The sequence below is a fragment of the Streptomyces flavotricini genome (assembly GCF_020639365.1).
Classification (GTDB): domain Bacteria; phylum Actinomycetota; class Actinomycetes; order Streptomycetales; family Streptomycetaceae; genus Streptomyces; species Streptomyces flavotricini.
The window spans coordinates 959,877-986,451 of sequence record NZ_JAINUL010000001.1 but is presented as its reverse complement, the minus strand read 5'-3'; the positions used below and the strand labels follow the sequence as shown (position 1 = coordinate 986,451).

Here is a 26,575-nt window from a genome sequence, read left to right as displayed (position 1 = left end):
CACTGAGCGTGGCGCGCGGGTCATGCTGGGTACATGTCCCCCAGTACCGGTCTCGGATGGCAGTTCTGGGTCGACCGAGGAGGCACCTTCACCGACATCGTGGCCCGCTCCCCGGACGGCGAACTGCTGACCCGCAAGATCCTTTCGGATGATCCGGCTCACTATCACGACGCGGCCGTCGCGGGAATCCGCGCGCTGCTCGGCCTTTCCGAGCAGGAGGGGATTCCCGGCGGAGCGATCGATGCGGTACGGATGGGTACCACGGTGGCGACCAATGCCCTGCTGGAGCGCGCCGGTGAGCCGACCGCACTGGTGATCACCCGCGGCTTCCGGGACGCCCTGCGCATCGGCTACCAGAACCGCCCCCGGATCTTCGACCGGGAGATCGTCCTCCCCGAGGCCCTGTACGACCGGGTGATCGAGGTCTCCGAACGCGTCACCGCCGACGGCACGGTGCTGACTCCGCCCGATCTGGAGGCCCTTGCCCCCGAGTTGCGGCGGGCGCACGCCGACGGATTCCGCGCCGTGGCGGTCGCCTGCATGCACAGCAGCCTCCACCCCGCACACGAGCGGGCGATCGGCGCCCTGGCCGAGCGAATCGGCTTTCCGCAGATCTCGTTGTCGAGCGAGGTCAGTCCGCTGATGAAACTGGTCCCGCGCGCGGACACCGCGGTGGTCGACGCCTACCTCTCTCCCGTCCTGCGCCGTTACGTGCGCCGGGTGGCCGATGAACTGCGCGGCGTCCGGCTGATGTTCATGCAGTCCAACGGAGGTCTGGCAGAGGCGGGCCACTTCCGGGGAAAGGACGCGATCCTGTCCGGTCCGGCCGGCGGCATCGTCGGCATGGCGCGCATGGCGCGGCTGGCGGGCTTCGAGAAGGTCATCGGTTTCGACATGGGAGGCACTTCCACCGACGTGTCCCATTTCGCCGGCGGGTACGAGCGGGTGTCCACCTCCCAGGTCGCCGGGGTCCGGATCCAGGCGCCGATGCTGGACATCCACACCGTCGCGGCCGGCGGCGGGTCCGTCCTGCACTTCGACGGCATCCGCTACCGGGTGGGACCCGACTCGGCCGGAGCGGACCCCGGCCCCGCCTGCTATCGCGCGGGGGGCCCGCTGACCCTCACCGATGCCAATGTGATGCTCGGCCGCGTTCAGCCGGCCCACTTCCCGCACGTCTTCGGGCCGGGCGGCGACCAGCCCCTGGACCACGAGGTCGTACGACGGCTCTTCACCGAACTCGCCGGGAAGATCCAGGCACACACCGGCGACCGGCGCTCGCCGGAGCAGGTGGCCGAAGGCTATCTGCAGGTGGCGGTGGCCAACATGGCGACCGCCGTCAAACGGATCTCCGTACAGCGAGGCCATGACGTCACGGAGTACGCGCTGACCTCCTTCGGCGGCGCGGGCGGCCAGCACGCGTGCGCCGTCGCCGACTCCCTGGGCATCCGCACCGTCCTCGTACCGCCGATGGCCGGAGTGCTCTCAGCGCTCGGCATCGGCCTCGCCGACACCACCACCCTGCGCGAGCAGTCGGTGGAACTTCCCCTCGAAGAGCCGAGCATGGAGCGGATCCTCGCTGTGGCGCGCGAACTGGAAGTCGCCGCCCGCGCCGTGCTCCACGACGAGGACGTCCCCGCCGACCGAATCCAGGTGTCGCGGCAGGCACGGTTGCGGTACGACGGCACCGACACGACCGTCACGGTGGCACTGGCCGACCCCACCGCCATGACAACGGAATTCGAGCAGAACCACCGGGCGACGTACTCGTTCCTCCTGGACCGCCCCGTCATCGTCGACGCCCTCTCGGTGGAGGCGACGGGGCTGACTCCGCAGCCCGACCTCGGACGCCTCGCCCCGATCGGAACGGCTGACGACGGCGCGCAGGAAGCGGACACCGCACCGCTCCATACCGGCGGAACCTGGCGCGATGTCCCCCTGCGGCTGCGGGAGCGCCTGGGACCGGGCGCCGTCGTGACCGGTCCGGCCGTCATCGCCGAAGCCGACGCCACCACCGTCGTCGACCCCGGTTGGCAGGCGACCGCGACCACCACGGGGCACCTGCGCCTCGAACGCGTGGCCGGTCCTGCCGAGACCGGGGTCGAGACCAGGGCGGACCCGGTCATGCTGGAGATCTTCAACAGCCTCTTCGTATCGATCGCCGAGCAGATGGGCGGCCGGCTGGAGGCGACGTCCCAGTCCGTCAACATCAAGGAACGACTGGACTTCTCCTGCGCGCTGTTCGACCCGGACGGCAATCTCGTGGCCAACGCCCCGCACATCCCGGTGCACCTGGGATCGATGGGCACCGCCGTCAGGGAAGTGATCCGCCGCCGCCACGGTGCGATGCGGCCCGGAGACGCCTACGCGGTCAACGACCCGTACCACGGCGGCACTCACCTGCCCGACATCACCGTGGTCACTCCGGTCTTCGACGAGCAGGGCGAGAGGGATGCGGCCCCTGGCGCGGAGATCCTCTTCTTCGTCGCCTCACGCGGTCACCACGCGGAGATCGGCGGCCTGACACCGGGATCCATGCCGTCGAACAGCCACGAGATCGACGAGGAAGGGGTCCTCTTCGACAACTGGCTGCTCGTCGAGAACGGCAGGCTCCGGGAGGACGAGACGCTGCGACTGCTGACGGAGGCGCCCTACCCGTCGCGGGACCCGGCAACCAACCTCGCCGACCTGCGGGCCCAGATCGCCGCCAACCGCAAGGGGGTCGAGGAGGTCGGCAAGATGATCGGCCACTTCGGCCTCGGCGTGGTGCGCGCCTATATGCGACACGTCCAGGACCACGCCGAGGAGGCCGTCCGCCGCGCGCTCGTCTTCCTCGCCGACGGCGCGTACCGCTACGAGATGGATTCCGGCGCGGTCATCGCCGTACGCATCACCGTGGATCGTGAGCAGCGGTCGGCAACGATCGACTTCACCGGTACATCGACGCAGCTGGAGACGAACTTCAACGCGCCGACAGCCGTGGTGAACGCGGCAGTCCTGTACGTCTTCAGGACGCTGCTGGCCGAGGACATCCCGCTCAACGACGGCTGTCTCAGGCCGCTGCGCATCATCGTCCCGGCCGGATCGATGCTCGCGCCGGTCTACCCCGCGGCCATCGTCGCGGGGAACGTCGAGACCTCGCAGGCGATCACCGGGGCCCTGTACGCCGCGCTGGGCGCCCAGGCAGAGGGCAGCGGCACGATGAACAACCTCACCTTCGGCAACGAACGCCACCAGTACTACGAAACCATCGCCTCCGGCTCCGGCGCAGGACCGGGATTTGACGGGGCACCAGCGGTGCAGACCCACATGACCAACTCCAGGCTCACCGACCCCGAGGTTCTGGAGTGGCGCCTTCCGGTGCTGCTGGAGGAGTTCTCCGTACGCAGCGGCAGCGGCGGCGAGGGCCGATGGCGGGGCGGTGACGGCACCGTACGCAAGATCCGCTTCCGCGAACCGATGACGGTCAGTACCCTCTCCGGCCACCGCCGGGTCCCGCCCTACGGCATGGCCGGCGGAGCCCCCGGCGCGCTGGGCGCCAACCACGTGGAGCGGGCCGACGGAACCTCCGTCCCGATGGCAGGCTGCGACTCCGTCGAGGTCCGGACCGGCGATGTGCTCGTGGTGGAGACCCCAGGAGGAGGCGGGTACGGGGAGCCGGGCTGAGAGGGAGAGCGATGATGCAAGCATCCGGCCACCGAACGCAACGGATCACCGGCGGCCGTAACGGGCGCGGGCACCTCGGTGGGCGGCCGGGCTCCACATCACTCGGTGCGGCGCCGTGCGCCGTTTGCCCCGTGGCACAGGACGTCATCCCGCGAGTGGGGCAGGCTGTGTCCGCAGACGCCCGGAGAAGGAAGCGGGTACGTATGAAGCCGCTCGCCGGTACGGCGGTCATCGGGATCGGAAACGAGTTCCGGCGCGATGACGGGGCGGGGTGGGCCACCATCTCGCTGTTGTGCGCGCGTGAAGCACTGCGACCTCTTCCCGCCGGTACCGAACTCGCACGGTGCGACGGAGACCCAGGCCGACTGATCAGCCTCTGGGAAGGCAAGGCCCTCACCCTCGTCGTCGACGCCTGCTTCCCGCCTTCGGCGCAGCCCGGTCGAACACACCGGTGGTGGGCGTCCCCGGGCGAGCTGCCGCACCCGGCTGCCGCAGGCAGGCAGAGCACTCACGGGCTTGGGCTTGCCGAGGCCCTGTGCCTTGCCGACCGCCTCGGGCGCGGTCCCGGCCGCCTCATCGTGTACGCGGTCGAGGGGGCGGACCGCTCGCTGGGTACGGGGCTCACGCCGGAGGTGGCGGCCGCCCTGCCGAGTCTGGCGCGGCGCATCGAGGAAGACGTCCGCCGACACGGCGAGCGGACTCGCCGAACCGGGTTCGAACCCGGGAGCCCGCAGGTCTGACATGCTGCCGGTTCCAGGCATGTGGAGACCGAGAGGTGCACCATGACCGACGCTTCGAATGCCGGAGGCGTCTTCGAACAACGGGCCGAGACGGTTCTCGACCGCGACGGTCTGGACGTGCTCGTGCGTGTCCTGAGGCGGCGCGGCCGCACGGTCATCGGCCCGACAGTGCGCGACGGAGCCATCGTCCTCGACGAGCTGGACTCCGCCGACGCCCTCCCCTACGGGTGGGGGGTCGAACTGGAGGCAGGGCGGTACCGGCTCCGCCGCCGCGAGGACGGGGCGGCCTTCGCGCACAGCGCGGGACCCCAGTCATGGAAGTCGTTCCTGCATCCGGAGCGCGTCCGTCAGTGGTCCGCGGACCGTGGCCCGGACGGTGCTCCGGTGGTCCGGGAGGAGGCGCAGGAGAGGATTTCGTACGCGTTCCTCGGAGTGCGGCCCTGCGATCTGCGCGCCATTCAGATCCTGGACCGTGTGATGAGCGGAGGCAGGTACCGGGACCCCACCTACCTGTCACGGCGGACGGGTGCTTTCCTGATCGCGGCCGAGTGCACCGAGCCGGGTGCCACCTGCTTCTGCGTCTCGATGGGGAGCGGGCCGGCCGCCGACGCCGGGTACGACCTCGCTCTCACCGAGGTCGTGGACGATGCCGGTCACCGCTTCCTGTGCCGCAGCGGGAGCGAGGAGGGAGCCGCGGTCCTCGCGGAACTGCCGCGCCGGAGCGCCGACGACCCCACCCGGGAGGCTGCGGCCCAGGCCGTGAGCGCTGCCGCAGAACGCATGGGCCGCTCCATGCCGCTGGTGGACCTGCGCACGCTGATGCGGGACAACCTGGAAGCGGAACGCTGGGACGACGTCACGGCCCGGTGCCTGAGCTGCGGCAACTGCACCATGGTCTGCCCCACCTGCTTCTGCACCACCACGGAGGACGTCACCGACCTGACCGGCGACCACGCCGAGCGCTGGCGCCTCTGGGACTCCTGCTACGACCTGGACTTCTCCCACCTCCAAGGCGGTCCGGTCCGGGCCACCCCGCGCAGCCGATACCGCCAATGGCTCACCCACAAGCTGGGTACCTGGCACGACCAGTTCGACAGCTCCGGCTGCGTCGGATGCGGCCGGTGCATCGTGTGGTGTCCCACGGGCATCGACCTCACCGAGGAAGCCCACGCCCTGCACCGGGAAGCCGCGCACCGGGAGAGGACGCCGTGACCTCGCATCCGGGCGAGCCTCCCGGTGAGGGGGTGTTCGCCGCTCTGACGGCGGAGCACCGCGGGAAGCTGATGGCGCTCGCCCGTGAAGTCGCCCTTCCGGGTGCCACACGGATCTTCGAGGAAGGGGAGAAGGCCGACCGCTTCTGGGTCATCCGCTCCGGGACGGTCGCGCTCGACGTCCACGTGCCCGGCCGGGGGCGCGCTGTCGTCGAGACCATCGGCGCCGGCAGCCTGCTCGGCTGGTCATGGCTGTGCCCACCCCGGCAGTGGCACCTCGCGGCCGAGACCCGGGACCCCGTCCGCGCCTGGGAGTTCGACGCCGCCGCCGTCCAAGACCTGTGCGCCGAGGACACGGCGCTGGGCCTGTCGCTGGTCACCGCCGTCGCCGAGACCATCGGCGACCGGCTCCGAGCCACCCGCACCCGGCTGCTCGACCTCTACGGACCGCCGGTAACACAGGGGAACGGAGCAGCACCATGACGCCCGCACCGCTTTCCTACCGCGTGGTGGACCACCGCGACGAGACGCATGACACGGTCACGCTCGTACTGGAGCCTGCCGGGGACGCCCTGACCCCCTTCGCACCGGGCCAGTTCGCGATGCTGTACGCGTTCGGTGTCGGCGAGATCCCGGTGTCCGTGTCCCGGCTCGCGGACGGGCACCACCTGACGCACACGGTCCGCGCGGTCGGGGCCGTCTCCCGCGCATTGTGCGGCCTGCGGACCGGCGGGTGGGTCGGCGTGCGAGGCCCCTTCGGTACCCCCTGGGACACGGCTGCCGCTCACGGCAACGACCTGCTCGTCATCGCGGGCGGCATCGGGCTCGCCCCGCTCCGTCCCCTCGTCGACTACGTCCTGGCCGAGCCGCACGCCTTCGGGCGGCTGAACGTCCTCGCCGGTTCCCGGACACCGGCCGATCTGCTCTACCAGGACGAGTTCCCCGCCTGGGGAAAGCCGTTCGCCGCCGTCACGGTCGACCGGCCTTCCGACGGCTGGACCGGCCGGGTCGGAGTCGTCACCACCCTGCTGAGCGAGGCCCGCTTCACACCGTCGGACACGGTCGCCTTCGTCTGCGGTCCCGAAGTGATGATGCGCGCGACCGCGCGGGCGCTGATCCACCAAGGGGTACGTCCCGACCGCATCCAGGTCTCCCTCGAACGCAACATGCACTGTGCCACCGGCCACTGCGGACACTGCCAGCTGGGGCCCCTGCTCCTCTGCCGCGACGGCCCGGTCGTCGGCTACGACCAGGCCGAGCCCCTGCTCACCGTCCGGGAACTGTGAGATGAGCACCCCCACCACACCCCAGCCGCCTGCCCGCCCCCGCCTCGGCGTCTTCAAGCTCGCCTCCTGTGACGGCTGCCAGCTCACCCTCCTCGACTGCGAGGACGAACTGCTCTGCATCGCCGCCGAACTGGAGATCGCCCACTTCCCGGAAGCGTCCAGCGAGCCCGCGCCCGGCCCGTACGACCTCGTCCTCGTCGAGGGGTCTGTCAGCACACCCGAGCACCTGGAGCGCATCCGGCGCATCCGCGCCGATGCCCGCCACCTCGTCACCATCGGTGCCTGCGCCACGGCCGGCGGTGTGCAGGCGCTGCGCAACTACGCCGATGTCGAGGGGTACCTGGCGACCGTCTACGCCCGCCCCGAATACATCGAGACCCTCGCTGCCTCCACTCCGATCTCCGCCCACGTAGCCGTCGACTTCGAACTGCGCGGCTGTCCCATCGACCGCGGACAGCTCGTCGAGGTCATCACCGCCTTCCTCGCCGGACGCAAGCCCGCCATCCCGAACCACAGCGTCTGCTTCTCCTGCAAACGGCGCGGCAACGTCTGCGTCACCGTCGCCCATGGCACGCCCTGCCTCGGCCCCGTCACCCACGCGGGCTGCGGAGCCCTGTGCCCGACCTACGGGCGCGGCTGCTACGGCTGTTTCGGGCCGGCCGGAACCACGAACCTTCCGGCGTTGGTCCCGCTGATGCAGCGCGACGGGATGAGCGAGGAGGACATCGGCAGGTTCCTGCACACCTTCAACGTGACCGCCTTCACCGCAGTGGAAGAGCAAGGTCAGCCTGGCACGACCGACGCGGAGGGCCCCGGATGAGTGATCCCACGCCCCGGGCCCAGGAGCTGCGCATCCCCTCCCTCGCCCGTGTCGAGGGCGAGACCGCGTTGTACCTGAGGATCCACCACGGCACCGTCGTCGAGGCGCGACTCAAGATCTACGAGCCACCGCGGTTCTTCGAGGCCTTCCTCCGGGGAAGAGCGCACACGGAGCCACCCGATCTCACCTCCCGCATCTGCGGGATCTGTCCCGTCGCCTACCAGATGAGCGCCTGCCGTGCCATCGAGGACGCGTGCGGCGTGGTCGTCGACGGACAACTGGCCGCCCTGCGCCGCTTGCTGTACTGCGGCGAGTGGATCGAGAGCCAGACCCTGCACATCCACATGCTGCACGCGCCGGACTTCCTCGGCGAAGACGACGTGATCGGTCTGTCCCGCTCGCACCTGGAGCACGTCAAGCGCGGACTGCGCCTGAAGCAGACCGGCAACGCCGTGGTCGAACTGCTCGGGGGCCGGGCCATCCACCCCGTCAACGTCCGGATCGGAGGCTTCCACCGCGCCCCGACCCGCGCCGAACTCCGCCCCCTGGAAGAGCGGCTGCGCACCGCCCTCGACGACGCCTGGGACACGGTGCGCTGGGTCGCCGGCTTCGAATTCCCCGACGCCGAGTGTGAAGCCGACCTGCTCGCCCTCGCCGAGCCGGGCACCTACGCCATCGAGTCCGGCGTGCCCACCGTGCTTCCGTACGACGCGGCGCTCCCGCCGTACAGCTTCCCCCTGCGGGACTTCACCGACCACGTGGCCGAGGAGCAGGTGTCCCACTCCACAGCCCTCCATTCCCGTTTGGACGGCCGGAGGCATCTCACCGGTGCGCTCGCGCGCTGGGCGGTCAGCGGTCACCTGCTGTCCCCGCTGGCCCTGCAAGCGGCACGGGAGGCCGGGCTGGGCGACCCCCCGTCGCAGGCAGGCGCCGGGCGGGGAGAGGTCTGCAGGAACCCGTACCGAAGCATCCTCGTCCGTGCGGTGGAAGTCCTGTACGCGGTGCAAGAGGCCCTCCGGATCATCTCCGAGTACGAGCGTCCCGCCCACCCGTACGCGGAGGTGCCCGCGCGTGCCGCCACCGGGCACGGTGCCACGGAGGCGCCGCGCGGCCTGCTGTACCACCGCTACGCGCTCGACGGCAGGGGCCGTGTCACCGACGCCCGCATCGTTCCGCCGACCGCCCAGAACCAGGGCGCCATCGAGGAGGACCTGCGCCGGCTGGTCCAAGCAGGGCTCGATCGGGGTGAGGGCTCCGAGACCGAGCTCACCCGGCTGTGCGAGCGGGCCGTCCGCAACCACGACCCGTGCATCTCGTGTTCGGCCCACTTCCTGGAACTGGACATCGAGCGCACCCGTTGATCACGCCCTGGAAGGACGGCCTCCTGCGCGCTGCGGGGAGGCTTCGGGCGCTCCTCGGATGACATGAGGGCGTAGCTCGGCGCGTTGGCACAGGTGCTTCGTCGAGTACCGCTTACGGTCGCTGCACGGCTACCGGCGCGAGCGCGGGGACGACAGGGCTCCGGGCCGGCCGGGACGGACACCTCACCGCCATTCCAGTCACCTACCAGAAGGAGCAGTCGGCATGGAGCCAGTCGTCACCGTGGGCCTCGACGGCTCACCCGAGAGCCTCGCCGCCGCCCGTTGGGCCGCCGACGAAGCCGACCGCCGCAAACTCACGCTGCGCCTGCTGCACGCGTGGCCCCTGCTCACACCGGAATCGACCCACGTTCCCGCCGAGATGGATCAGAACTACTGGGCGAAGCGGATCGTGCACAACGCGAAGGCCGAGCTCCAAGCGCGCCACCCGGGCCTGGTCATCGTCGGAAACCTGGTCGCCGAGGATGCCCAGGAGGCGCTGCTGAAAGCGGCGGCGGAGTCCGAGATGACCGTGCTCGGCTCGCGCGGACTGGAGTCCTTCGAGAGCTACTTCCTGGGCGACATCAGCATGCCCGTCGTCGCACGGGCCGAGCGGCCGGTGGTCCTGGTACGGGCAGGGACGGAGGGTCCGTCGTCCGCTCCGGATGCCTCGGGCGGCGTGGTGGTGGCACTGAAACTGCGCGGTCCGTGCGACGACCTGCTCGCGTTCTCCTTCGCCGCCGCGGCGGCGCGCGGCGTGCCCCTTCGGGCCGTCCACGGCCGGAGCGTTCCCCTGCACGCTCATGCTCCCTGGGGCACGGACCACGACGTGACCGAGAAGATCACGCAGGACGCGCAGAAGCTGCTGAGCGACGCCCTCCGCCCCTGGCGCGAGAAGTTTCCGAGTGTGGAGGTGGCCGACAGCATCGGTCTTGAAAGCCCCACCAAGGCCGTGGTGCGCGCCGCCGAGGACGCAGGGCTTCTGGTCGTCGGCCGACGCATGCGTCGTCCCACTCTGGCACCCCCATTGGGTGCCGTGGCCACGGCCGCGATCCATCACGCGCGCTGCCCCGTCGCCGTCATTCCCCATGACTGAGCCGAGCCACCGCGAGGAGCCGTCGGTGCCGGCGCACCGGACCGACGCGTCCGTACTCCGGACCGGCACCGGCGTCGGTGTTCCACCACTTCCGCGGGCAGAGGTGTGCGAGACGCACACGGCCGTGCTGTTCTTCGTCGGCGACCGCGCCTATAAGCTGAAGAAGCCGGTCGACCTGGAGTTCCTCGACTACACGACCACGGCGGCCCGGCGGACCGTGTGCGAACGAGAAGTCGCCCTCAACCGTCGCTTCGCTCCTGACGTCTACCTGGGCCTGGGTGAATTTCGCGGACCGGACTCCGACACGCCCGAACCTCTCGTGGTGATGCGCCGGATGCCGGCGGAACGCCGCCTGTCCCTTCTCGTGAGTCAAGGCGCCGACGTCGACGACGCCCTGAGGACCGTCGCACGCCTCCTCGCCTCCCGTCACGCGGACGCGCCTCGTGGCCCGGACATCGACGAACAGGGCAGGCGGGACGCGCTGTCCGCTCGCTGGGAAGCGAGCTTCATGCAGGTCAGGGAAGTGACCGAAGACGTCCGGCTGCTCGACGGGGTGGAGGAGATCGAGCGCCTGGTGCGTCGCTACCTCACCGGCCGCGAGAAACTGTTCGACGCGCGTATCGAACAGGGTCGGGTGGTCGACGGCCACGGCGACCTGCTCGCCCAGGACATCTTCTGCCTCGACGACGGACCCCGCGTCCTGGACTGCCTGGAGTTCGACGACCGCCTCCGCTACGTCGACGGCCTCGACGACGCGGCCTTCCTCGCCATGGACCTCGAGCAGACGGGTGCTCCGGAGGCCGCGGCGTTCTTCCTCGCCCAGTACGGCGAGTACTCCGGTGACCCCGCACCGCCGTCCCTCTGGCACCATTACGTCGCCTATCGCGCGTTCGTCCGGGCCAAGGTCTCCCTGATCCAGGCGGCTCAAGGCGCTCGCGGCGCGAAAACGGCCGCGCGGAGACTGGTCACCGCGACGCTGCGCCACCTGCGCACTTCCGCTGTCGGCCTGACCCTCGTCGGCGGCCTCCCGGGCAGTGGGAAGTCCACGCTCTCCGGGGCGCTGGCCGATCGCCTGGGCGTCACGCTGCTCAGCAGCGACCGCCTCCGCAAGGAGCTGGCAGGCCTGCCGGTGGAGGAATCCGCTGCCGCCGACTACGGCGAAGGGCTGTACACCCCCGAGTGGACCGCGAGCACGTACGCGGCGCTGCTCGACCGGGCGTCCGCCCTGCTGTCCCTGGGCGAGTCCGTCGTCCTGGACGCCACCTGGTCCGATGCCGCACAGCGTGAAGCCGCCCTCCGCGTGGCCGAACGCACCGGCGCCGACCTGGTGGCCCTGCACTGCCAGGCTCCGGGAGACGTGTCGGCAGCGCGCCTGGGCACCCGCGCCCCCGGGGCGTCCGACGCCACCCCTGAGGTGGCCACCGCCATGGCGGCCGCGGAGCCGCCGTGGGAGGAGGCCGTCCCCATCGACACCGGCGGCCTTCTGGAGGCCGCGGTCATCCAGGCGATGGCGGCCGTACACCCGTACGGCTCCGGCCAGGCCCCGGTCTTCCGCCGCCCCTACATGGAGCCGGACTGAGCAGCGTGGCGACGCGGTGTGCGCGGTCCCGCTCACCGCGATGGCATCGCGCTCCGCGGGGCCCGGGCGGGTCGTTGGTCCCCGTACGAAGAGCCAGGGCCCGTGCTGTCCTGCCGCATGCCCTGTTGGCTTTCGGTCGGGTGCCGCCGCTGCGTGTGAGTGAACAGGGAAGGAAGCCCGTGCCCAAGGTGGCAGGAGCCGAACGGGGTCAGCGCCAACTGAACGGTCCGCAGACCACGGGCCGCGAGTACCGCAACCTGTCGGTGCCGGCACACGGCATGCGGTGCGATCGGGATGTCACCGTCAGGATGCGCGACGGCATCGAATTGCTGGCCGACGTGCATCGACCGGACAGCGACGGCCGGTTCCCCGCACTGATCGCGGCGTCACCGTATCCGCGCCAGATCCAGGACCTCGGTGCGCCGATGGGCTTCATCGAGGCCGGCGCATCCGACTTCTGGGTGCCGCGCGGCTACGTGCACGTGATCGCCAACGTCCGAGGGACGGGCGGCTCGGGCGGGACGTTCGGGTTCTTCGACGCCCAGGAACGTCGCGACCTGCACGACCTGGTCGAGTGGGCAGCGGGCCGGCCGTGGTGCGACGGCAGCGTCGGAATGATCGGCATCAGCTACTTCGCCATGGCCCAACTGGAGGCAGCTGTCGAGCGCCCGGCGCACCTTCGCGCGATCTTCCCCGTGGCCGTCACCACCGATCTGTACGAGGCGGTGATGCACCATGGGCTGTTCAGCTCCAGCTTCGTGACGCCGTTCCTTGCCATGGTGGGCCTCACCTCGGCTCGCAGCGATCGGTTCTGGCGCGGGCCGCTGGTCGACGCGGCCCGACAGGTTCTCCGTACGGCGCCGCTGCACCGGAAGTTCGCCACGATGAACGGCGAGTCGTCGATCGCCCTCCTGCATGCCGCACTCAAGCTCCACCACGATCCGCACCCGTGGGACGACCTGTGGCGCGCGATGGCGGTCGAGCACCCCCTGCGTGACGAGTGGTGGGACGAACGGAACCTGTTGCCGCTGCTCGACCGCGTCGAGGTTCCCACCTATCTCGGCTGCGATTGGCAGAACGTCCCCCTCCACCTCCCGTCCACCTTCGCGGCCATGCGGGCGCTGACCAATGCTCCAGTCGTCCGGGTCGGGATGCTCGGTGAGTTCGGGCTGACGTGGCCCTGGGAGAGCCTCCACGTCGAGGCGCTCGCCTGGTTCGACCACTGGTTGAAGGGTCAGGACACCGGCATCCTCGACGGCCCCGCAATCCGATACTGGATGCCCGGCGCCGACGAGTGGCGCACGAGCGACACGTGGCCCCCTGAGGGCTGTGTGCAACGCGAATGGAGCCTTCGGGCCGATGGGCGGCTCAGCAACGACCACGGGGCCCCGGGCGAGCGGTCGCTCATGGTGCTCGGTGCGGGGCTCGGCCGATCACGGCCGAGCGACGCCGACCCCCCCTCCCGGCTGGAGTGGACCAGCGAGCCGCTGACCGAGGCGCTCGACGTCGTCGGCGACTTCGAGGTCGAGCTCCACGCCAGCGCCACGGCCACCGATACGGCATGGATCATCACACTCCAAGACGTGGCGTCCGACGACACCGTCGTCGACATCACCGCGGGATGGCTCCGGGCCAGCCTCCGACGGACTGGAGCCGGTTCGGTCGGGCCACCTGAGCTCCCCTGTCGTGAGGCCGACATCGTGGTCCCGGGTTCTGTCACCACCTACCGGATCCCGCTCGTCACCAATGCGCGGCGGTTCGCCGCAGGGCACCGCGTCCGGCTCGTCGTCACGAGCGACGACCAGGACGACAGGACCCCCGCCATCATGGGGTTCCGTCACGCGCCGGTCGGCACGAGCAGCCGGAACACCATCCATTCGTCGTCAAGGCTGATGCTGTCCGTGGCTGAGCAGCCCGCCCGGCGCACCCCCGGGGCGGGTGTGAGCGCGTGACGCATGCGTCCGATCAGAACGCCGGTCCCATTGGCCCCGGCACCGTTGACCTCGAGCAAGCTCTCACCACGCTCGCCTGGAGCGATCCCGCAGTGGCCGACAATCCCGGCGCGGCGTTGGCCCGGCTCGGCGTCGACGTGCCGGTCGGCCTGCGGTTCGACGTGCGCGTCCAGCGGCCGGACACGTTGTACCTCGTCATCCCGCCCGTGTTCCCTGAAGAAGTCGGCGGCGAGAGCGTCGTGAATCAGATGGACCTGTGGCGCAGCGGCGACCAGTTCGTCTGGATCCTGCCGCAGGCCGCGAAGACGGCGCTGCTGGAGATGCGCGAGCAGCACCGCAACCGTGGCGGGGAGGACGGCCGATGAGCGGTGCCGATCGTTTCACCGAGCACTACCGGCTGCTCAGCACCGACCCGGCGATGCGGGCGCAGCTGCTGGCCGACCCCAAGGCGGCCCTCGCCGCCTATTTCGGCGCCCTCATCGAAGGCGACTACCGCATCGAGGTCATCGAGCAGCGTCCGGACACGATCACTGCGGTCGTCCCGGCTCCCCCCGAGCCGGGTGTCGACCCGGCCGCCCGACGGGCCGACGTGTCCGGACGGGTCTACGACATGCTGCACAGCAGCGGCATCGGTGGCTACCTGATCCCCAACGAGACGCTCACCTGGGTGCTGCGGGACATGCGAGCGCTATGGGCAGCCGAGGGCGGCACGGGCGATGCCGACGACTCCACCTCAGGTCACTGACGGTGCAGACTCCGTACCCCGGGAGAGGAAAGTGGCGTGAACGTACGCGACGCGTTTTTCGAGGTGCTCCGGAGTCATGGGATCACCACCATCTTCGGCAATCCCGGCTCGAACGAGCTGCCGCTGCTGCGTGACTTCCCCGACGACTTCCGCTACGTCCTCGCTCTCCAGGAGGGCGCGGCGATCGCGATGGCGGACGGCTACGCGCTGGCGACCGGCCGGACCTCGTTGGTCAACCTCCATGCTGCGGCCGGCACCGGCAATGCGATGGGGAATCTGACCAATACCCAGTCCGGCCACGTGCCGGTGGTCGTCACCTCCGGACAGCAGGCCCGACGCTACACCGCCCTGAATGCGCTGCTCACCAACGTCGATGCCACGACACTGGCCGATCCGCTGGTGAAATGGAGTTGCGAACCCCTGCGCCCGCAGGACGTTCCTCAGGCGCTTTCCCAGGGCATCCTGCTCGCAGGGTCCGCCCCCGCAGGCCCGGTCTACCTCTCCCTGCCTCTCGACGACTGGGACCACGAGGCGGATCCGAGCGCGCTGGAGCATCTCAAGGCCCGCTCCGTGCAGGGTGACCCGGTCGTCTCCGAGCCGACCCTCGACCTGCTGCGCCGCCGGCTCAGCGGGGCGGCGAACCCGGTGATGGTCGTCGGGCCCGGCATCGACAACCCCACCGGGTGGAGTGGTGCCTCCCGGCTCGCCGACCAGCTCGGCCTTCCGGTGTTCGTGGCGCCGAGCCCGTCGCGCTGTCCGTTTCCCACCCGGCACCCCGGCTTTCGGGGTGTCTTGCCGTCGGATGTCCCCGGGGTCGCACGTCACTTCAGCGGACACGATCTCGTGGTGGCGTTCGGAGCGGCGATCTTCCGCTACCACGAATTCGAGGAAGGCGACTACCTGCCGCCGGGCGCCGAGCTCTGGGCCGTTACCTCGGATCCCGACGAAGCCACCCGCGCCCCGTTCGGCCAGATCCTGGTCGGCAACCCCTCCGACGCCCTGGCCCGGCTCGCCGACACGATGCCTGCGCGCCACCGGCCGCCGCCACCACCACTCGTACGAACCAACCGCCTGGGCGAGCCCGGACCAGCGTTCAGCGCGGAGGCCATCGTCGACGCCCTCAACGAGGCCAAACACGAGAACACCGTTCTCGCCCACGAATGGACATCGGTCGACACCACCTGGGACCGTTTCGACATCTCACAGCCGGGCAGCTTGTTCTTCCCGGCATCCGGGGGCCTCGGCTGGGGCCTGCCGGCAGCCATCGGCTTGCAACTGGGCGATCCCTCGCGCCGCGTGCTGGCCATGCTCGGTGACGGGGCCCTGCACTACACGGTCAGTGCCCTGTGGACGGCCGCCCGGTACCGCGTCCCGGTGGTGTTCGTTGTCGCCCGCAACGGCGAGTACGGGGCACTCAAGAAGTTCACCCAGGTCATGCGGGCGCCAGGCGTACCCGGCCTCGAACTGCCCGGTGTCGACGTCACCGGGATCGCCTCGGCGTACGGGATTCCCGCCACCCGGGTCGACACCCTTGCCGGGCTGACGGGGGCGGTGAAGGACGCGCTGGCCACTGACGAGCCGCGCCTGATCGAGGTGCCCCAGCAGCCCTTGGACGGTCCGGCCGCGCCGACATGCTGACGGTCCACGGGGTCCGGAGGTACTCGGCACGGCCAGCGGCTCGCTCAGGCTGAGGGCGTGTCGTCGATGGCGTATCCGAGACTCGAGGTGACGGAAACCACGCCGTCCACGGTCCGGCAGAGGCGTTCGATGAGTGGGATGAGGCTTTTGTAGTCAACCGTTCCCTGCAGCTCGACCCGGCCGTCGGTGACGCCCACCGTGATGGCCGAGGGGCTCTGGCGCAGGCTGAGGTCGAGCACGTCACCCATGATCTCGTGACGGATGTCCTCGTCGTCCCGCAGGAAGATCCGCAGCAGGTCCCGTCGGCTGACGATTCCGATCAGTACGTCCGAGTCGTCCACGACCAGGAGCCGCTTGACTCCTTGGGCTTCCATCAACCGGGCGGCTTCGGCGACGGTCCAGTCCGGCCGGGCACACACGGGGGGCGAAGACATCAACTCCTCGGCGCGCGTGCCCGCTGCCTTGTCCTCCTGCCAGGCCTCCCGTTCGGGAAGTGACCGGAAGTAGTCGCTTTGGCCGGCGGACTTCGGCAGCAGGTCCCGTTCCGAGATCACGCCGAGCGGTCGGCAGGCGGAGTCGACGACCGGAACGGCCGACACCTTGTGCTCCGTCAGGGTGCGGGCGATCTCCTTGAACGGAGCGTTGTGGGGGACGGTGACGACCTCGCGGGTCATCAGCTCGCGGACTTCCCGGTGCTTCATGCTCTTCTCCTACCGCTCGGTGGGCGTTCGGGCGCCGACCGACACGTCGTCCCGTGCGTAGTCGAGCCGGTTGACCACGTCGACGACGCCGTCGACGCTCTGGCACGGGCGCAGCACGATGGGACCGGGCCGCGCCGGCTTACGGTGATCGCCGGCCGTGTTCGTACCGCTGCCGGAGCTGCGCTTGCGCAGCGGGTCGGCCGGAGACGACGCCCATGGGACGTTCGGCCCCGTCCACCACGGGAACGGCGGAGATGCCGAACTCCTTGAGGAGCCTGGCGATCTCCTTGAACGGGGTGCCTCCCTCACGAGCGGACTTCGGTGTCGAGGCGCACGGCCGATACGTCCACGACTCCCGGTACGGTGCGTGCGACCCGGACGAGCACGTCCTTGAGGGCCGGGTCGGGGATGGAGCCGTCCAGGTGCACGATGCCGTCGGCCACGTGGACCTGCACCATGGCCGATCCGGCGGGGATGAGCTCCGCCATGATCAGTTCGCGGAGCTCCTCGGCGATATCGGCGTCGGGGCGGAGATAGATCTTGAGGAGGTCGCCCCGGCTGACCACGCCGATGAGGTGGCCGTCGCCGTCGACGACGGGGAGCCGCTTGAGGTGGCCGCGGGCCATCAGGCGAGCGGCGCCGGGGATGGTGGCGTCCTTGGTCACGGTGACCGCCGGTACGGTCATCAGCTGCCCGGCGGTGACTGCGCGGGACTCGTCCGCGCCCTGGGCCTTGAGCAGCAGATCCGCTTCGGACACCACGCCGGCGACCCGTCCTTCCTCCGACACGACGGGCAGAGCGCTGATCCGCCACTGCCGCATGGACTCCACGACGTCCTTGAACGGCGTTCTGCGGTCGACGGAGATGACGGCATGGGTCATCACGTCCTCGACGGTGCGAAGGTGCTTCATGATGCCTCCAGAGCGGCGTCCTGATACATCCGATCGTGGACACCTGTGCCCGCCTGGCGGTAGGGCCGTCAGGGGGGCTTCGGGCAGATCAGCACGGTTCTCCAGCTGACGGGCGTACTTCATGGACGGGCGTACTTTCATGAAATCGAGGGCAAGGGTCCCTGGGAGGATGAGGAGAAGCGGCTGGCGGCCGTGCACCGCACGATCGGGATCCGCGAGAGGCGGCGGACGCTTTCGCCCCGTGTCGCGGGGGCGTGCGTGGCATGGCGAGGGTCGGCAACCGGAGACAGTTCGTCGGCCACTCGGAGACGCTTGACACCTCGCACGTGCAGGGAGCGGGCCGTCTCGACGGTGCCCCACTCCGGGTCATGACGTCTGCGACAGTGCGATGAGACATGGTCCGATCTCCTCGTGAAGCCTCGTGAAGGGGGCCGTCAGTCGTGAGCGACGACCGCGACGGGCGCCGCGGCGTGGTGCAGGACCGCATGGGCCACGGACCCCAGGTGCGCGCCCAGGGGCGAGCGGCGCAGGTGGCGACCCACAACGACCAGGTCCGCCCTCGCCGCGGCCCGGACGAGCTGCTCGCCGGCGGGCCCCATGAACGCCTCGTGGGTGACGCGAACGGACGGGAACTTGTGCCGCCACGGCATCAGCATGTCGTCGAGCATCACGGTGACACTCCGGCCGATCTCGCGCTCGTTCTCCGGGTCGAAGAAGGGCGCGTACTGGTAGATGGAGGGCATCTTCCAGCCGTGGACCGCACGCAGGACGCAGCCGCGACGGTCGGCTTCCTCGAAGGCGAAGGTCAAAACCTTGTCCGCTGCCTCGTGGATGTCGATACCCAGGACGATCTCCCCGTACCGGATGGGCTCGGCCTCCTCGGGCGCGTCCGACACGCGTACGAGCGCCACTGGCGTCTCGGTGGCCACCAGTGTCGACAAGCCCACCGAGCCGATGAGGAAGCCGACCAGGCCCCCCACCCCGCGGGAGCCGAGTACGAGCACCCCGGCGTCGACCGCCTCCGCGGCCAGGGCTGCCGCCGGCCTGCCGGAGAGGCTTCTCGTCGAGACCTCCAGCCCGGGATGCCGGCGACGCACGTCTTCCAACGCGTCAGTGAGCGCCTCGTCGGCCCAACGGTCGGCTCCTTCGCTGCCCAGCCCCGGTACCGCGGGACTGATCAGCCAGTCGACAGCGTGGACGAGCCTCAGCGGCACGTCCCGCAAGGCCGCCTCCTGGGCGCCCCACCGAGCCGCAGCCCGGCTCTCGCGAGAGCCGTCGACGCCGACGGTCACATGGTGCTTCATGGCGAGACCTCCTCGGGCGCCGCAGCAACGCGGCCCTCTTCCAGCGTCACCTGCGGCGCGGTGACCGAGGAGGGGCCGAGTGGCCCCATGTGGGACCGATCAGCCCCCGCTGCTCTCCGGAGCCGCGGCCGCGCAGCCGTCCGGGGTGTTCACCGCCGGACAGTCGGTCTCGGGCAGGGCGAGAGCGGTGCGCCCGCTCAGCGCCTCGATGAAAATGTGGGGCGCGAGCTGTCGGCAACCGCCGTGCGTCGGAGCTCCCATGCCCGGGAGGGGGAGCGATCCGTCGCAGGGATCGCTCTCCGCGGCCGGGCCAAGGCGTGTGTGAGGGCGGAGGCACACGTTCAGGAGGGCGGCCCGGGTGGTTCCTCGAGGACGCTCCACGCGACGGGGCCGAGCAGGTCCGCCACCCGCTGGAAGACGTCCATCAGCAGGTCATCCACGGTCAGCATGCCCACCACCTGGTTTCCGTTCAGCACAGGCAGGCGGCGGACCCCGGTTCTCCGGAAGGTCCGGTACGCCTCGTGGATGTCGTCGGTCGCCTTCACGGTGACGACCGGGGACGTCATTACCGCGTCCACCGGCTCGTCCATGTCCAGGCCCCCGGCCAGCGCGCGCAGGGCCAGGTCACGGTCCGTGACGATACCCCGAAGTGCCCCGCCTTCCGTGACCACCACGGAACCGATCCCGTACTCGCTCATCTGCCGGGCCACCTCACCGACCGGCGTCCGCGGAGGAATCGTCACTGCTGGTGCGCTCATTCGATCGGATACGTTCATCGTTCAGCTGCTCCCTGAACCCTGCGGCCCGTGGGGCAGCAGGAGGTTGGAGTTCATGCTGCGGCTTCGGCGTCCGCGGGTAGATCGGACGGCCGCCCTTCCAGCATGCCGTCGGTCAGCGGCACGGCGCGATGGCCGGGGGCGTTGACGAGCCGAACGGAGCTGCCCGCGAAGTGCAATCTGACTCGGAGTGTCAGGAATGCCTTGGCCTCGGACTTCAGCGTCGCCACTCGGATGTTCCCCCTCGGACTGCGCCATCGCCGCGAAGGCGGCCCGTGCATCCGGCCGGGGGCGGTACCGAAGCCACCCGTGTGGCCGCAGGCTTTCACTGGTGGCCCGAGTCGAAGGTGATCACTTCCCGTTTGGGCCGAATGGTCCCCTCAAAGGACCCGATGGTCTCAAGACCGTTCTCCAGGCCAGGCGCAGATTGGAGGAGTCCCTGTCGGGCGCTCGTGCCCAGGGCAGATGGAACGAGGAGGGGGGACTTGGGCGCAGCGTGTTCCCGGACCCTCAGGAGGGTCACTCGGAGTTCCGTGCTCCGTCACCACAACCAACCAGGAGGCGGCCGTGACGACCGCGCGAGAGATCATGCACGAGGGCGCGTCCTGCGTCCGCGAGGAGGAGACGCTCATGGACGCGGCACGCCGCATGAGCGAACTGGGAGTGGGAGCACTCCCGATCTGTGGGCCGGATGACCGGCTGCACGGCATCATCACCGACCGTGACATCGTGATCAAGTGCCTGGCCAAGGGCAAGGACCCGCACCACATGACGGCAGGCATGCTGGCCGAGGGCAAGCCGTTCACGGTCGCTGCGGACGCAGACAGCGGGCAGGTCCTGCACATCATGCAAGAGCACCGCGTCCGACGACTGCCCGTCATCGAAGACCACCGGCTCGTCGGCATGATCAGCGAAGCCGACCTGGCACGCCATCTGTCAGAAGACCAGGTCGGGCACTTCGTCGAAGCCGTCTGCGCCGTCCCTTGAAGCCCTGTGCGGGTGGGCGAGGGATCTGCGGCCCGGTCGGCCGGTCGCCCACGTGCTACGCCGGGCGGCCCACCGGCGAACCCCGGAAATACCGAGCGGAGGAGGCCGTGACGGCGCATGCGACTGCACTCGGGGAACGCGTGGCAGCTCCCCGTGAACCGGTCTGCCGTGGTCCGAGCGGCATGCTGCCGACACGCACGACGCCGACGCCTCCTCCCCGGGATCAGGGGAGGCCCCGACCCGCGCTGCGTCCCGTACGCACCATCCGAGTGCTCGATCTCTTCGGCTGATCCGTCGGCCTCGTGTCGGAGATGTGCAGTGACTGTGGCGCGGCCACGGGGAAGGCCCGCGCAACCCGTGACACGGCATGGCACTGATTGCAGCGACGCTGCTCCGTCCGGGGAGACGGAGCCCGCGCGGACACCCAGCTCCCGCCCCACGGCGTCGACATGGCGTCCTCCTTGCCGCCGGCTTCCGGAACCGTGGTTCGTGGGGCGGGGGCTTGAGGACGGAGACAGACTGTTTCCATGGGCACTGGGTATGCCATCGAGCTGAACCGGCTGACGAAGCGGTACGGCGCCGTCGTCGGTGTGGAGGGGCTGACGCTGAATGTGCGGGCCGGGGAGGTCTTCGGGTTTCTCGGGCCGAACGGGGCCGGCAAGACGACCACCTTGCGGTGCTTGACGGGCCTGCTGCGGCCGACTTCGGGCCGGGCGCTGATGCTGGGGCTGGACCCCATAGCCGATCACCGGCGGGTGGCCCCGGCGGTCGGATACCTGCCAGGTGAGCTACGGCTGTATCCGGAGCTCACGGGCGCGCAGACCCTGGATCTGCTCTCCGCCCTGCAGGGTGTGCCGTCGCGGCGCCGCGGGGAGCTGTGCGAGCGGCTGGGGCTCGACTCGGTGGTCTTGCGGCGGACGGTGGGCGAGTACTCGCGGGGCATGAAGCAGAAGATCGGCCTCGTCCAAGCGTTGCAGCACGATCCGCGGCTCGTGGTGCTGGACGAGCCCACCGAGGGACTGGATCCCTTGGTGCAGGAGACGTTCTTCGAGCTGATGAGGGAGGCCGCGGCCGGCGGCCGGACGGTGCTGCTGTCCAGCCATGTGCTGCCCGAGGTGCAACGGGCCTGCGGGCGCGTCGCGATCGTACGGGACGGGCGCTTGGTGACCGTGGAGAGCGTGGCGGCGCTCCGTGAGGCCCGGGCCCGCAGGATCCGGCTCACCTTCGGCGACGGGGCGGGGCCTCGGCCCTTGGGGCGCGCGGATCAGTGGTCGCCGCAGTGGGCGGGCGACCGGGTGGAGCTGCTCGTGCCGCCGAGCGAGGTGGTGGCCGCGCTGCGGGGCCTGCTGGCTTTGGCAGTGGCCGACGTGACCGTGGAGGAGGCGGGCCTTGACGAGGCGTTCTTGGACCTCTATCGGAACGGGGAAGCGGGGGAGGAACCGTGAACTCCCGATGGCCGTTGTTGTGGCTGGCGCTCCACCGGCGTCGGCGAATGCTGGTCGCCCTGGTGATCGGGATGGCGGTCTTCGAGGCGCTCATCGTCATCGTGGCGAACGCGATTCCGCCGGGCCAGCTGTTCTCCGGGAGGGGGAAGGGGACGCCGTCCGCCTTCCGGGCGTTCAGCGGCTCCAGCGGGGACGTGTCGATCGCGAGCTACCCGGGGCTGTTGGGGGCCGGCCTGGTGCATCCGTTCTGGATCGCCATGCAGCTGACGGCGATCGGTGCCCTTGCGGCGGCGGCCGTGGCCGCCGACGTGGAGTCGGGGACGATCGAGCTGCTCATCGTTCGTCCGGTGTCCCGCAATCGCCTTCTGGCCGAACGTACGGTCGCGCTGGGGCTGGCCGCGCTGGCTCTGAACGCGGCGGCCACGCTGACGGTGGCGACGGGGGTGGCTCTGTCGCCGGACATCCATCGGGACGTGCCGCTCAGCGGAGTGTTCGCCGCCGGGGTGATGGGGTGCGGGTTTGCGTTGTGCCTGATGGGGCCGGCCCTGGCCGTATCGGCGTGGGGGCGCAGGCGGGCCCAGGTGATCGGAGCGACGATCGCGATCGGGGCCGTGGGTTTCGCGGTGAACTTCATTGCCCTGGCGTGGTCGAAGGCGGCGCCGCTCCGCTTCATCAGCCCGTTCCACTACTACACGCCGGGTGACGCACTTGCCCAGGGACACGTGCTGTGGCCGCAGTTGGGGGTCCTCGTCGGCGTCGGAGCGCTGGGACTCGTTGCGGCACACGCCTTGCTGATGAGGCGGGATCTGTCCCCCTGACGACTGTCCCGCGAATGATCACCGTGCTCGTGGCAGGACGGCACCGTAGCCATGAGCCCACCTGCAACATGGAGATCGTCTCGCGAGGTGGGATCACTCCCGGCTGCTTCCCCATGCGGAACGCAATGCGCGAACCCGGGAACGGAACACGCGCCAACGCCTCTCGTTCTCATGCACAAGCGTCGCTGACTCCGCCATCAGGTCGGCGGCCCGGTCGAACAGCTCAGAAGCCGAATAGAGGTAGTCAGGGGCCTTCCGCTCGCCGCGCAGGTCGGCCCGGAGCGCCGCCGGAGAGAAATCGACCCTGGCCAGCAGGTCAAGGGCGCGGCGCAGCAGCCGAGCGACCAGGGCCTGCAGTCCCGCAGACTGCCAGTCATTGGCGATGATCCGGTGCCGCTCCCCCAACAGGTCGGCAAGCGCCGGGTAGGCGGCCAGGCTTCCCGCGATCTCCCACGCCTGCTCCATCGCCTGGGCCAGCCAGGCTCCGCCCTGCTCGGCTTCTTCGGCGAGCATGCCGACTTCCCTCTTCATCTTCCGGAGTTCGACGGGCTCGCCCTCCCCTTCCATGAAGAGGATCCCCGACTCCGCCACGAGCCCTGGAGCATTCAGGTCCTCCGTGCCCGCGAAGGCAATCGGCGACGTCTGCTCACCGGCTTCGGCGTCGCTCCACCAGTCGGCGAGAGACTTCAGCGCCCGAGATCGAGCCTGGAGCTCGCCCGCCTGCCGCAGTGGCGCCTGTGAGTAGTACTTCTCATGCTCTCGATGGAACCGCGCGAGGTTGTCGATCACCTGGAGCAGTGAGTCTGGAGGGGTGTGGTGCGCCGCGTCCTCAGACATGCCAGCAGTCTGCACCACGTCTCACACACGCGGCACGGGGCCACGCTCATCAGGGCACACATCAGCTCGACCGGCCGGAGGGACCACCGATGCGCCCGGCACGCACTCGAACTCATGTGCGGCACAGCCCGTCAGGCTCCGTCATCCGGGTCGGGATCGACCGCTTCCAGGCGGTTGCGCACGTTCACGACTCCCTCGACGGCTCGGGCGAGGCGTGTGGCCAAGGGGATGCGGTGTGCGTCGCGTACCTGGCCGGAGAGCGTGACGATTCCGTGCGTGACATCGACCTTGACGGGCCTGCGTGAGACGGGGAAGAGCTGCTCGACGACCTCGTGGCTGACCTCGGCGGCGAGTGCGTCGTCGGAACGCAGGAAGACCTTGAGGAGGTCGGCGCGGCTGACGATGCCCTTGAGGGTGCCGTCGGCGTCGACGACCGGGAGGCGCTTGATGTGCCGCTCGGCCATGAGGCGGGCGACCTGGGGAAGAGTCGCGCCGGGATGCACCGTGACGGCAGGGGTCGTCATCAGGTCTTCGGCACACGTGGAGCCGGCCTTCGAGGTGTCGGCGAGACGAAGCATGTGCTCGATCATGGCGGGGCGGTGTTCGTGGAACTCCTCTTTCGGCAGGAGGTCGGCCTCCGAGACGACGCCGACCACCCGTCCCTCACTTTCGACGACGGGGAGGGCAGTGACCTTCCACCGCTCGATGGCAGTGGCGATCTCCTTGAACTCTGTCGTGGGGGCCACTGCCACGACCTTGTGGGTCATGACGTCGGCGACGGTGTACGGGGTGGAGGTCATGGCATGTTCCTCAGCGGGCGTGGGCGAACGGCTGACCGCTGCCGTGAGGGGCGAACAGGCCGAGGATCCGCGTGCGGGCGGAGGAGAGGCGCTGCGCTAGCACGGCCGCGACTGCGATCGAGGCGGCGCGTCCCACCGCGGCGTCCTCCTTGCAGGGCTCCCGTGCGGCGGTGGCGTCGATTTCGAGGGCCCGGACCGGGTGGGCGAGCAGGGACTCGCGTGCGTCGGGTGCCGTGTCGTTCGGCAGGGTCCTCATGATGCCCATGGTGTACCTCCAAACCCTTCCCCCGGAGAGCTCGCGCCCGGCTCAGGGGCATCGGGAGCGCCTGACGCACGGCCGTGCGGCCCAGGTCACCGGACCAGGACAGCTTCCCCGGGCTTGGGTACGACGGCCGTCCAGCCGAGCTCGCCGTCGATGCGGTCCCGGAGCGTCTCGGACGCGCTCTCCTCGCCGTGGACCAGGTAGGTGGTGTGGGGTGCGGGGGCGCCGCGCAGCCAGTCGATGATCTGGTCGGCGTCGGCATGGGCCGAGAAGTGCGGTACATCGGCGATCTCGGCTCGTACGGGGATGTACTCGCCGAACATCTTGAGGGTGCGTGCGCCGTCCACGAGGTCGCGGGCCCGGGTCCCCGCTGCGGCGAACCCGACGATGACCACGGCACTCCGCGGGTCGGGAAGAACCCTGCTCAGGTGGTGCAGGACACGCCCGCCCGTCGCCATGCCGGCGGAGGAGACGATGACGGCCGGGCCCTCGGCGTTGTTGATGTCGATGGATTCCTGCACCGTGCGGGCGGCAAGGAAGGGATCAGGGCTGATCGCCTGATCGCCCTGGGCCAGAGCCTCCGGCCGCAGCTCGGGGGAGTGGGAACGAAGGGCGTCGCGGTAGACGTCGAGCGCTGCCAGGGCCATGGGGCTGTCCACGTACACCGGCACGTGGTGGGGCAGGACACCGTCCCGGCGCAGTCCGGCGAGTTCGTGCAGTACGACCTCGGTGCGGTCGATCGCGAAGGCCGGGATCACGACGGTTCCACCCCGGGAGAGGGTTCGGGTGATCACAGAGGCGAACTCCCGCTGAGCCGTCTCGTGATCATGGCGCCGGTCTCCGTAGGTGGACTCCATCAACAGTACGTCCGAGCCCGTGAACGGCTCCGGCGGGAGGAGCAGGGGGTGGCCGGGGCGGCCGAGGTCGCCGCTGACGGCGAGCGTGTGCCCGTCCTCCAGCGTGAGGTGGACCCAGGCGGAGCCGAGGATGTGGCCGCAGTGGTGCAGTGTCAGCTTCGTTCCCGCCATGATCTCGACCTCTTCGCCCACCGGGACGGGGTCGAAGTACTTGACCGTCTGGTCCACGTCGTTGTCGTCGTAGAGCGGAGCGGCGGGCCGGTGCTTGGACCAGCCGTGCTTGTTGGCGTGCTGAGCGGCTTCCATCTGCAGTTTCGCGCTGTCACGGAGGACGATCTCGGCGAGCCGGGCGGTGTGGGCGCTGGTCAGGATCGGCCCGCGGAATCCGTGCCGGACCAGCCGGGGCAGGTAGCCGCAGTGGTCCAGGTGGGCATGCGTGACGACCACGGCGTGGATGTCGGAGGCGTCGCACGCCAGTTTCTGCCAGTTGCGCCTTCGCAGGTCCGCGAAACCCTGGAAGAGGCCGCAGTCGACGAGGATGCGGGCGTGGTCGCTCTCGACCAGGAACTTGCTGCCGGTCACGGTCCGCACGCCTCCCAGGAAGCGCAGCAGGGCCGGGCGGGAGGACGAGGGCACTGTCGTCGGGGCTGTCTCGGCCATGGCGGCAGCCCTCCTTCCGAGGCGGATACCGGCCTTCACCGTCGCATGTGCCGCATGGGGCGGAGAGGGGGCCGACAGGGGCAGGACAGGGACCGACCGGCCCATGCGGCGAAGCAGCTGTCGGGG

At 70.1% G+C, this 26,575-nt stretch carries 27 protein-coding genes; 16 read left to right on the top strand and 11 right to left on the bottom strand.

Annotated elements, in window-relative coordinates; all coding sequences use genetic code 11:
• Positions 1-33: 33 nt before the first annotated feature.
• The 13 genes from K7B10_RS04810 to mdlC all read left to right on the top strand — a co-directional run bounded on the left by K7B10_RS04810 (position 34) and on the right by mdlC (position 16,091).
• Positions 34-3,666, top strand: a complete 3,633-nt coding sequence (locus K7B10_RS04810; protein WP_229334689.1) for a hydantoinase B/oxoprolinase family protein — start codon at positions 34-36, stop codon at positions 3,664-3,666.
• A gap of 203 nt (positions 3,667-3,869) precedes the next feature.
• Entirely contained in the window at positions 3,870-4,406 is a 537-nt protein-coding gene (locus K7B10_RS04805; RefSeq protein WP_229334688.1) for a hydrogenase maturation protease, read from the top strand.
• Between the two features lie 42 nt (positions 4,407-4,448).
• Positions 4,449-5,618 carry a 4Fe-4S dicluster domain-containing protein gene (locus K7B10_RS04800; RefSeq protein WP_229334687.1) on the top strand — a complete coding sequence of 390 codons (1,170 nt, stop codon included), beginning with the start codon at positions 4,449-4,451 and terminating at the stop codon, positions 5,616-5,618.
• Positions 5,615-6,100, top strand: a complete 486-nt coding sequence (locus tag K7B10_RS04795; protein WP_229334686.1) for a cyclic nucleotide-binding domain-containing protein — start codon at positions 5,615-5,617, stop codon at positions 6,098-6,100. The genes K7B10_RS04800 and K7B10_RS04795 overlap by 4 nt, the downstream gene beginning before the upstream one ends.
• Complete coding sequence (locus K7B10_RS04790; protein WP_229334685.1) at positions 6,097-6,903, top strand: FAD/NAD(P)-binding protein; 807 nt, start codon at positions 6,097-6,099, stop codon at positions 6,901-6,903. Before K7B10_RS04795 ends, K7B10_RS04790 begins: the two co-directional genes overlap by 4 nt.
• 1 nt (position 6,904) lies before the next feature.
• Positions 6,905-7,723 (top strand): NADH-quinone oxidoreductase subunit B family protein, encoded by an 819-nt coding sequence (locus tag K7B10_RS04785; RefSeq protein ID WP_229334684.1) that lies wholly within the window; start codon positions 6,905-6,907, stop codon positions 7,721-7,723.
• Entirely contained in the window at positions 7,720-9,084 is a 1,365-nt protein-coding gene (locus K7B10_RS04780) for a Ni/Fe hydrogenase subunit alpha (protein ID WP_229334683.1), read from the top strand. The genes K7B10_RS04785 and K7B10_RS04780 overlap by 4 nt, the downstream gene beginning before the upstream one ends.
• Positions 9,085-9,307: 223 nt before the next feature.
• Positions 9,308-10,177, top strand: a complete 870-nt coding sequence (locus K7B10_RS04775; protein WP_229334682.1) for a universal stress protein — start codon at positions 9,308-9,310, stop codon at positions 10,175-10,177.
• Between the two features lie 103 nt (positions 10,178-10,280).
• Positions 10,281-11,756: a bifunctional aminoglycoside phosphotransferase/ATP-binding protein gene (locus K7B10_RS04770; protein WP_229344770.1), complete on the top strand. Its 1,476-nt coding sequence runs from the start codon at positions 10,281-10,283 to the stop codon at positions 11,754-11,756.
• Positions 11,757-11,944: 188 nt separating this feature from the next.
• Positions 11,945-13,708 (top strand): CocE/NonD family hydrolase, encoded by a 1,764-nt coding sequence (locus K7B10_RS04765; protein WP_229334681.1) that lies wholly within the window; start codon positions 11,945-11,947, stop codon positions 13,706-13,708.
• Positions 13,705-14,073, top strand: coding sequence for a nitrile hydratase (locus tag K7B10_RS04760; RefSeq protein ID WP_229334680.1), 369 nt, complete (start codon positions 13,705-13,707; stop codon positions 14,071-14,073). Before K7B10_RS04765 ends, K7B10_RS04760 begins: the two co-directional genes overlap by 4 nt.
• Complete coding sequence (locus K7B10_RS04755; RefSeq protein ID WP_229334679.1) at positions 14,070-14,453, top strand: hypothetical protein; 384 nt, start codon at positions 14,070-14,072, stop codon at positions 14,451-14,453. The genes K7B10_RS04760 and K7B10_RS04755 overlap by 4 nt, the downstream gene beginning before the upstream one ends.
• Before the next feature lie 36 nt (positions 14,454-14,489).
• Positions 14,490-16,091: a benzoylformate decarboxylase gene (mdlC, locus tag K7B10_RS04750; RefSeq protein ID WP_229334678.1), complete on the top strand. Its 1,602-nt coding sequence runs from the start codon at positions 14,490-14,492 to the stop codon at positions 16,089-16,091.
• Positions 16,092-16,135: 44 nt separating this feature from the next.
• Here the strand turns inward: mdlC and K7B10_RS04745 are convergent, their stop codons facing one another.
• The 7 genes from K7B10_RS04745 to K7B10_RS04720 form a co-directional block, all read right to left on the bottom strand.
• On the bottom strand, positions 16,136-16,792 hold the full coding sequence (locus tag K7B10_RS04745; RefSeq protein WP_229334677.1) for a CBS domain-containing protein: 657 nt from the start codon (positions 16,790-16,792) through the stop codon (positions 16,136-16,138).
• A gap of 139 nt (positions 16,793-16,931) precedes the next feature.
• Positions 16,932-17,048 (bottom strand): hypothetical protein, encoded by a 117-nt coding sequence (locus tag K7B10_RS41525; protein WP_372481534.1) that lies wholly within the window; start codon positions 17,046-17,048, stop codon positions 16,932-16,934.
• Positions 17,049-17,097: 49 nt separating this feature from the next.
• On the bottom strand, positions 17,098-17,703 hold the full coding sequence (locus K7B10_RS04740; protein ID WP_229334676.1) for a CBS domain-containing protein: 606 nt from the start codon (positions 17,701-17,703) through the stop codon (positions 17,098-17,100).
• A 434-nt stretch (positions 17,704-18,137) separates the two neighbouring features.
• Positions 18,138-19,007, bottom strand: a complete 870-nt coding sequence (locus tag K7B10_RS04735) for a universal stress protein (protein ID WP_229334675.1) — start codon at positions 19,005-19,007, stop codon at positions 18,138-18,140.
• Between the two features lie 99 nt (positions 19,008-19,106).
• Complete coding sequence (locus tag K7B10_RS04730) at positions 19,107-19,268, bottom strand: hypothetical protein (RefSeq protein ID WP_229334674.1); 162 nt, start codon at positions 19,266-19,268, stop codon at positions 19,107-19,109.
• Between the two features lie 80 nt (positions 19,269-19,348).
• A complete protein-coding gene (locus tag K7B10_RS04725; protein WP_229334673.1) occupies positions 19,349-19,765 on the bottom strand; it encodes a CBS domain-containing protein in 417 nt (138 codons plus the stop codon).
• A gap of 71 nt (positions 19,766-19,836) precedes the next feature.
• Positions 19,837-20,013: a hypothetical protein gene (locus K7B10_RS04720; RefSeq protein WP_229334672.1), complete on the bottom strand. Its 177-nt coding sequence runs from the start codon at positions 20,011-20,013 to the stop codon at positions 19,837-19,839.
• 337 nt (positions 20,014-20,350) lie between these two features.
• Between K7B10_RS04720 and K7B10_RS04715 the strand changes: the two genes are divergently transcribed.
• The 3 genes from K7B10_RS04715 (at position 20,351) to K7B10_RS04705 (ending at position 23,033) form a co-directional block, all read left to right on the top strand.
• Positions 20,351-20,770 carry a CBS domain-containing protein gene (locus tag K7B10_RS04715; RefSeq protein WP_229334671.1) on the top strand — a complete coding sequence of 140 codons (420 nt, stop codon included), beginning with the start codon at positions 20,351-20,353 and terminating at the stop codon, positions 20,768-20,770.
• A gap of 527 nt (positions 20,771-21,297) precedes the next feature.
• Positions 21,298-22,215 carry an ABC transporter ATP-binding protein gene (locus tag K7B10_RS04710; RefSeq protein WP_229334670.1) on the top strand — a complete coding sequence of 306 codons (918 nt, stop codon included), beginning with the start codon at positions 21,298-21,300 and terminating at the stop codon, positions 22,213-22,215.
• Between the two features lie 47 nt (positions 22,216-22,262).
• The gene (locus K7B10_RS04705; protein WP_229334669.1) at positions 22,263-23,033 is read left to right on the top strand and encodes an ABC-2 transporter permease; all 771 of its coding nucleotides are present in this window, start codon (positions 22,263-22,265) and stop codon (positions 23,031-23,033) included.
• Positions 23,034-23,126: 93 nt separating this feature from the next.
• On the opposite strand, the gene K7B10_RS04700 is transcribed toward K7B10_RS04705, so the two are convergent.
• The 4 genes from K7B10_RS04700 to K7B10_RS04685 all read right to left on the bottom strand — a co-directional run bounded on the left by K7B10_RS04700 (position 23,127) and on the right by K7B10_RS04685 (position 26,449).
• Entirely contained in the window at positions 23,127-23,870 is a 744-nt protein-coding gene (locus K7B10_RS04700) for a hypothetical protein (protein ID WP_229334668.1), read from the bottom strand.
• Between the two features lie 131 nt (positions 23,871-24,001).
• Positions 24,002-24,670, bottom strand: coding sequence for a CBS domain-containing protein (locus K7B10_RS04695; RefSeq protein WP_229334667.1), 669 nt, complete (start codon positions 24,668-24,670; stop codon positions 24,002-24,004).
• A gap of 10 nt (positions 24,671-24,680) precedes the next feature.
• Positions 24,681-24,926 (bottom strand): hypothetical protein, encoded by a 246-nt coding sequence (locus tag K7B10_RS04690; protein ID WP_308284511.1) that lies wholly within the window; start codon positions 24,924-24,926, stop codon positions 24,681-24,683.
• Between the two features lie 95 nt (positions 24,927-25,021).
• Positions 25,022-26,449: an MBL fold metallo-hydrolase RNA specificity domain-containing protein gene (locus K7B10_RS04685; RefSeq protein ID WP_229334666.1), complete on the bottom strand. Its 1,428-nt coding sequence runs from the start codon at positions 26,447-26,449 to the stop codon at positions 25,022-25,024.
• Between the last annotated feature and the right edge of the window lie 126 nt (positions 26,450-26,575).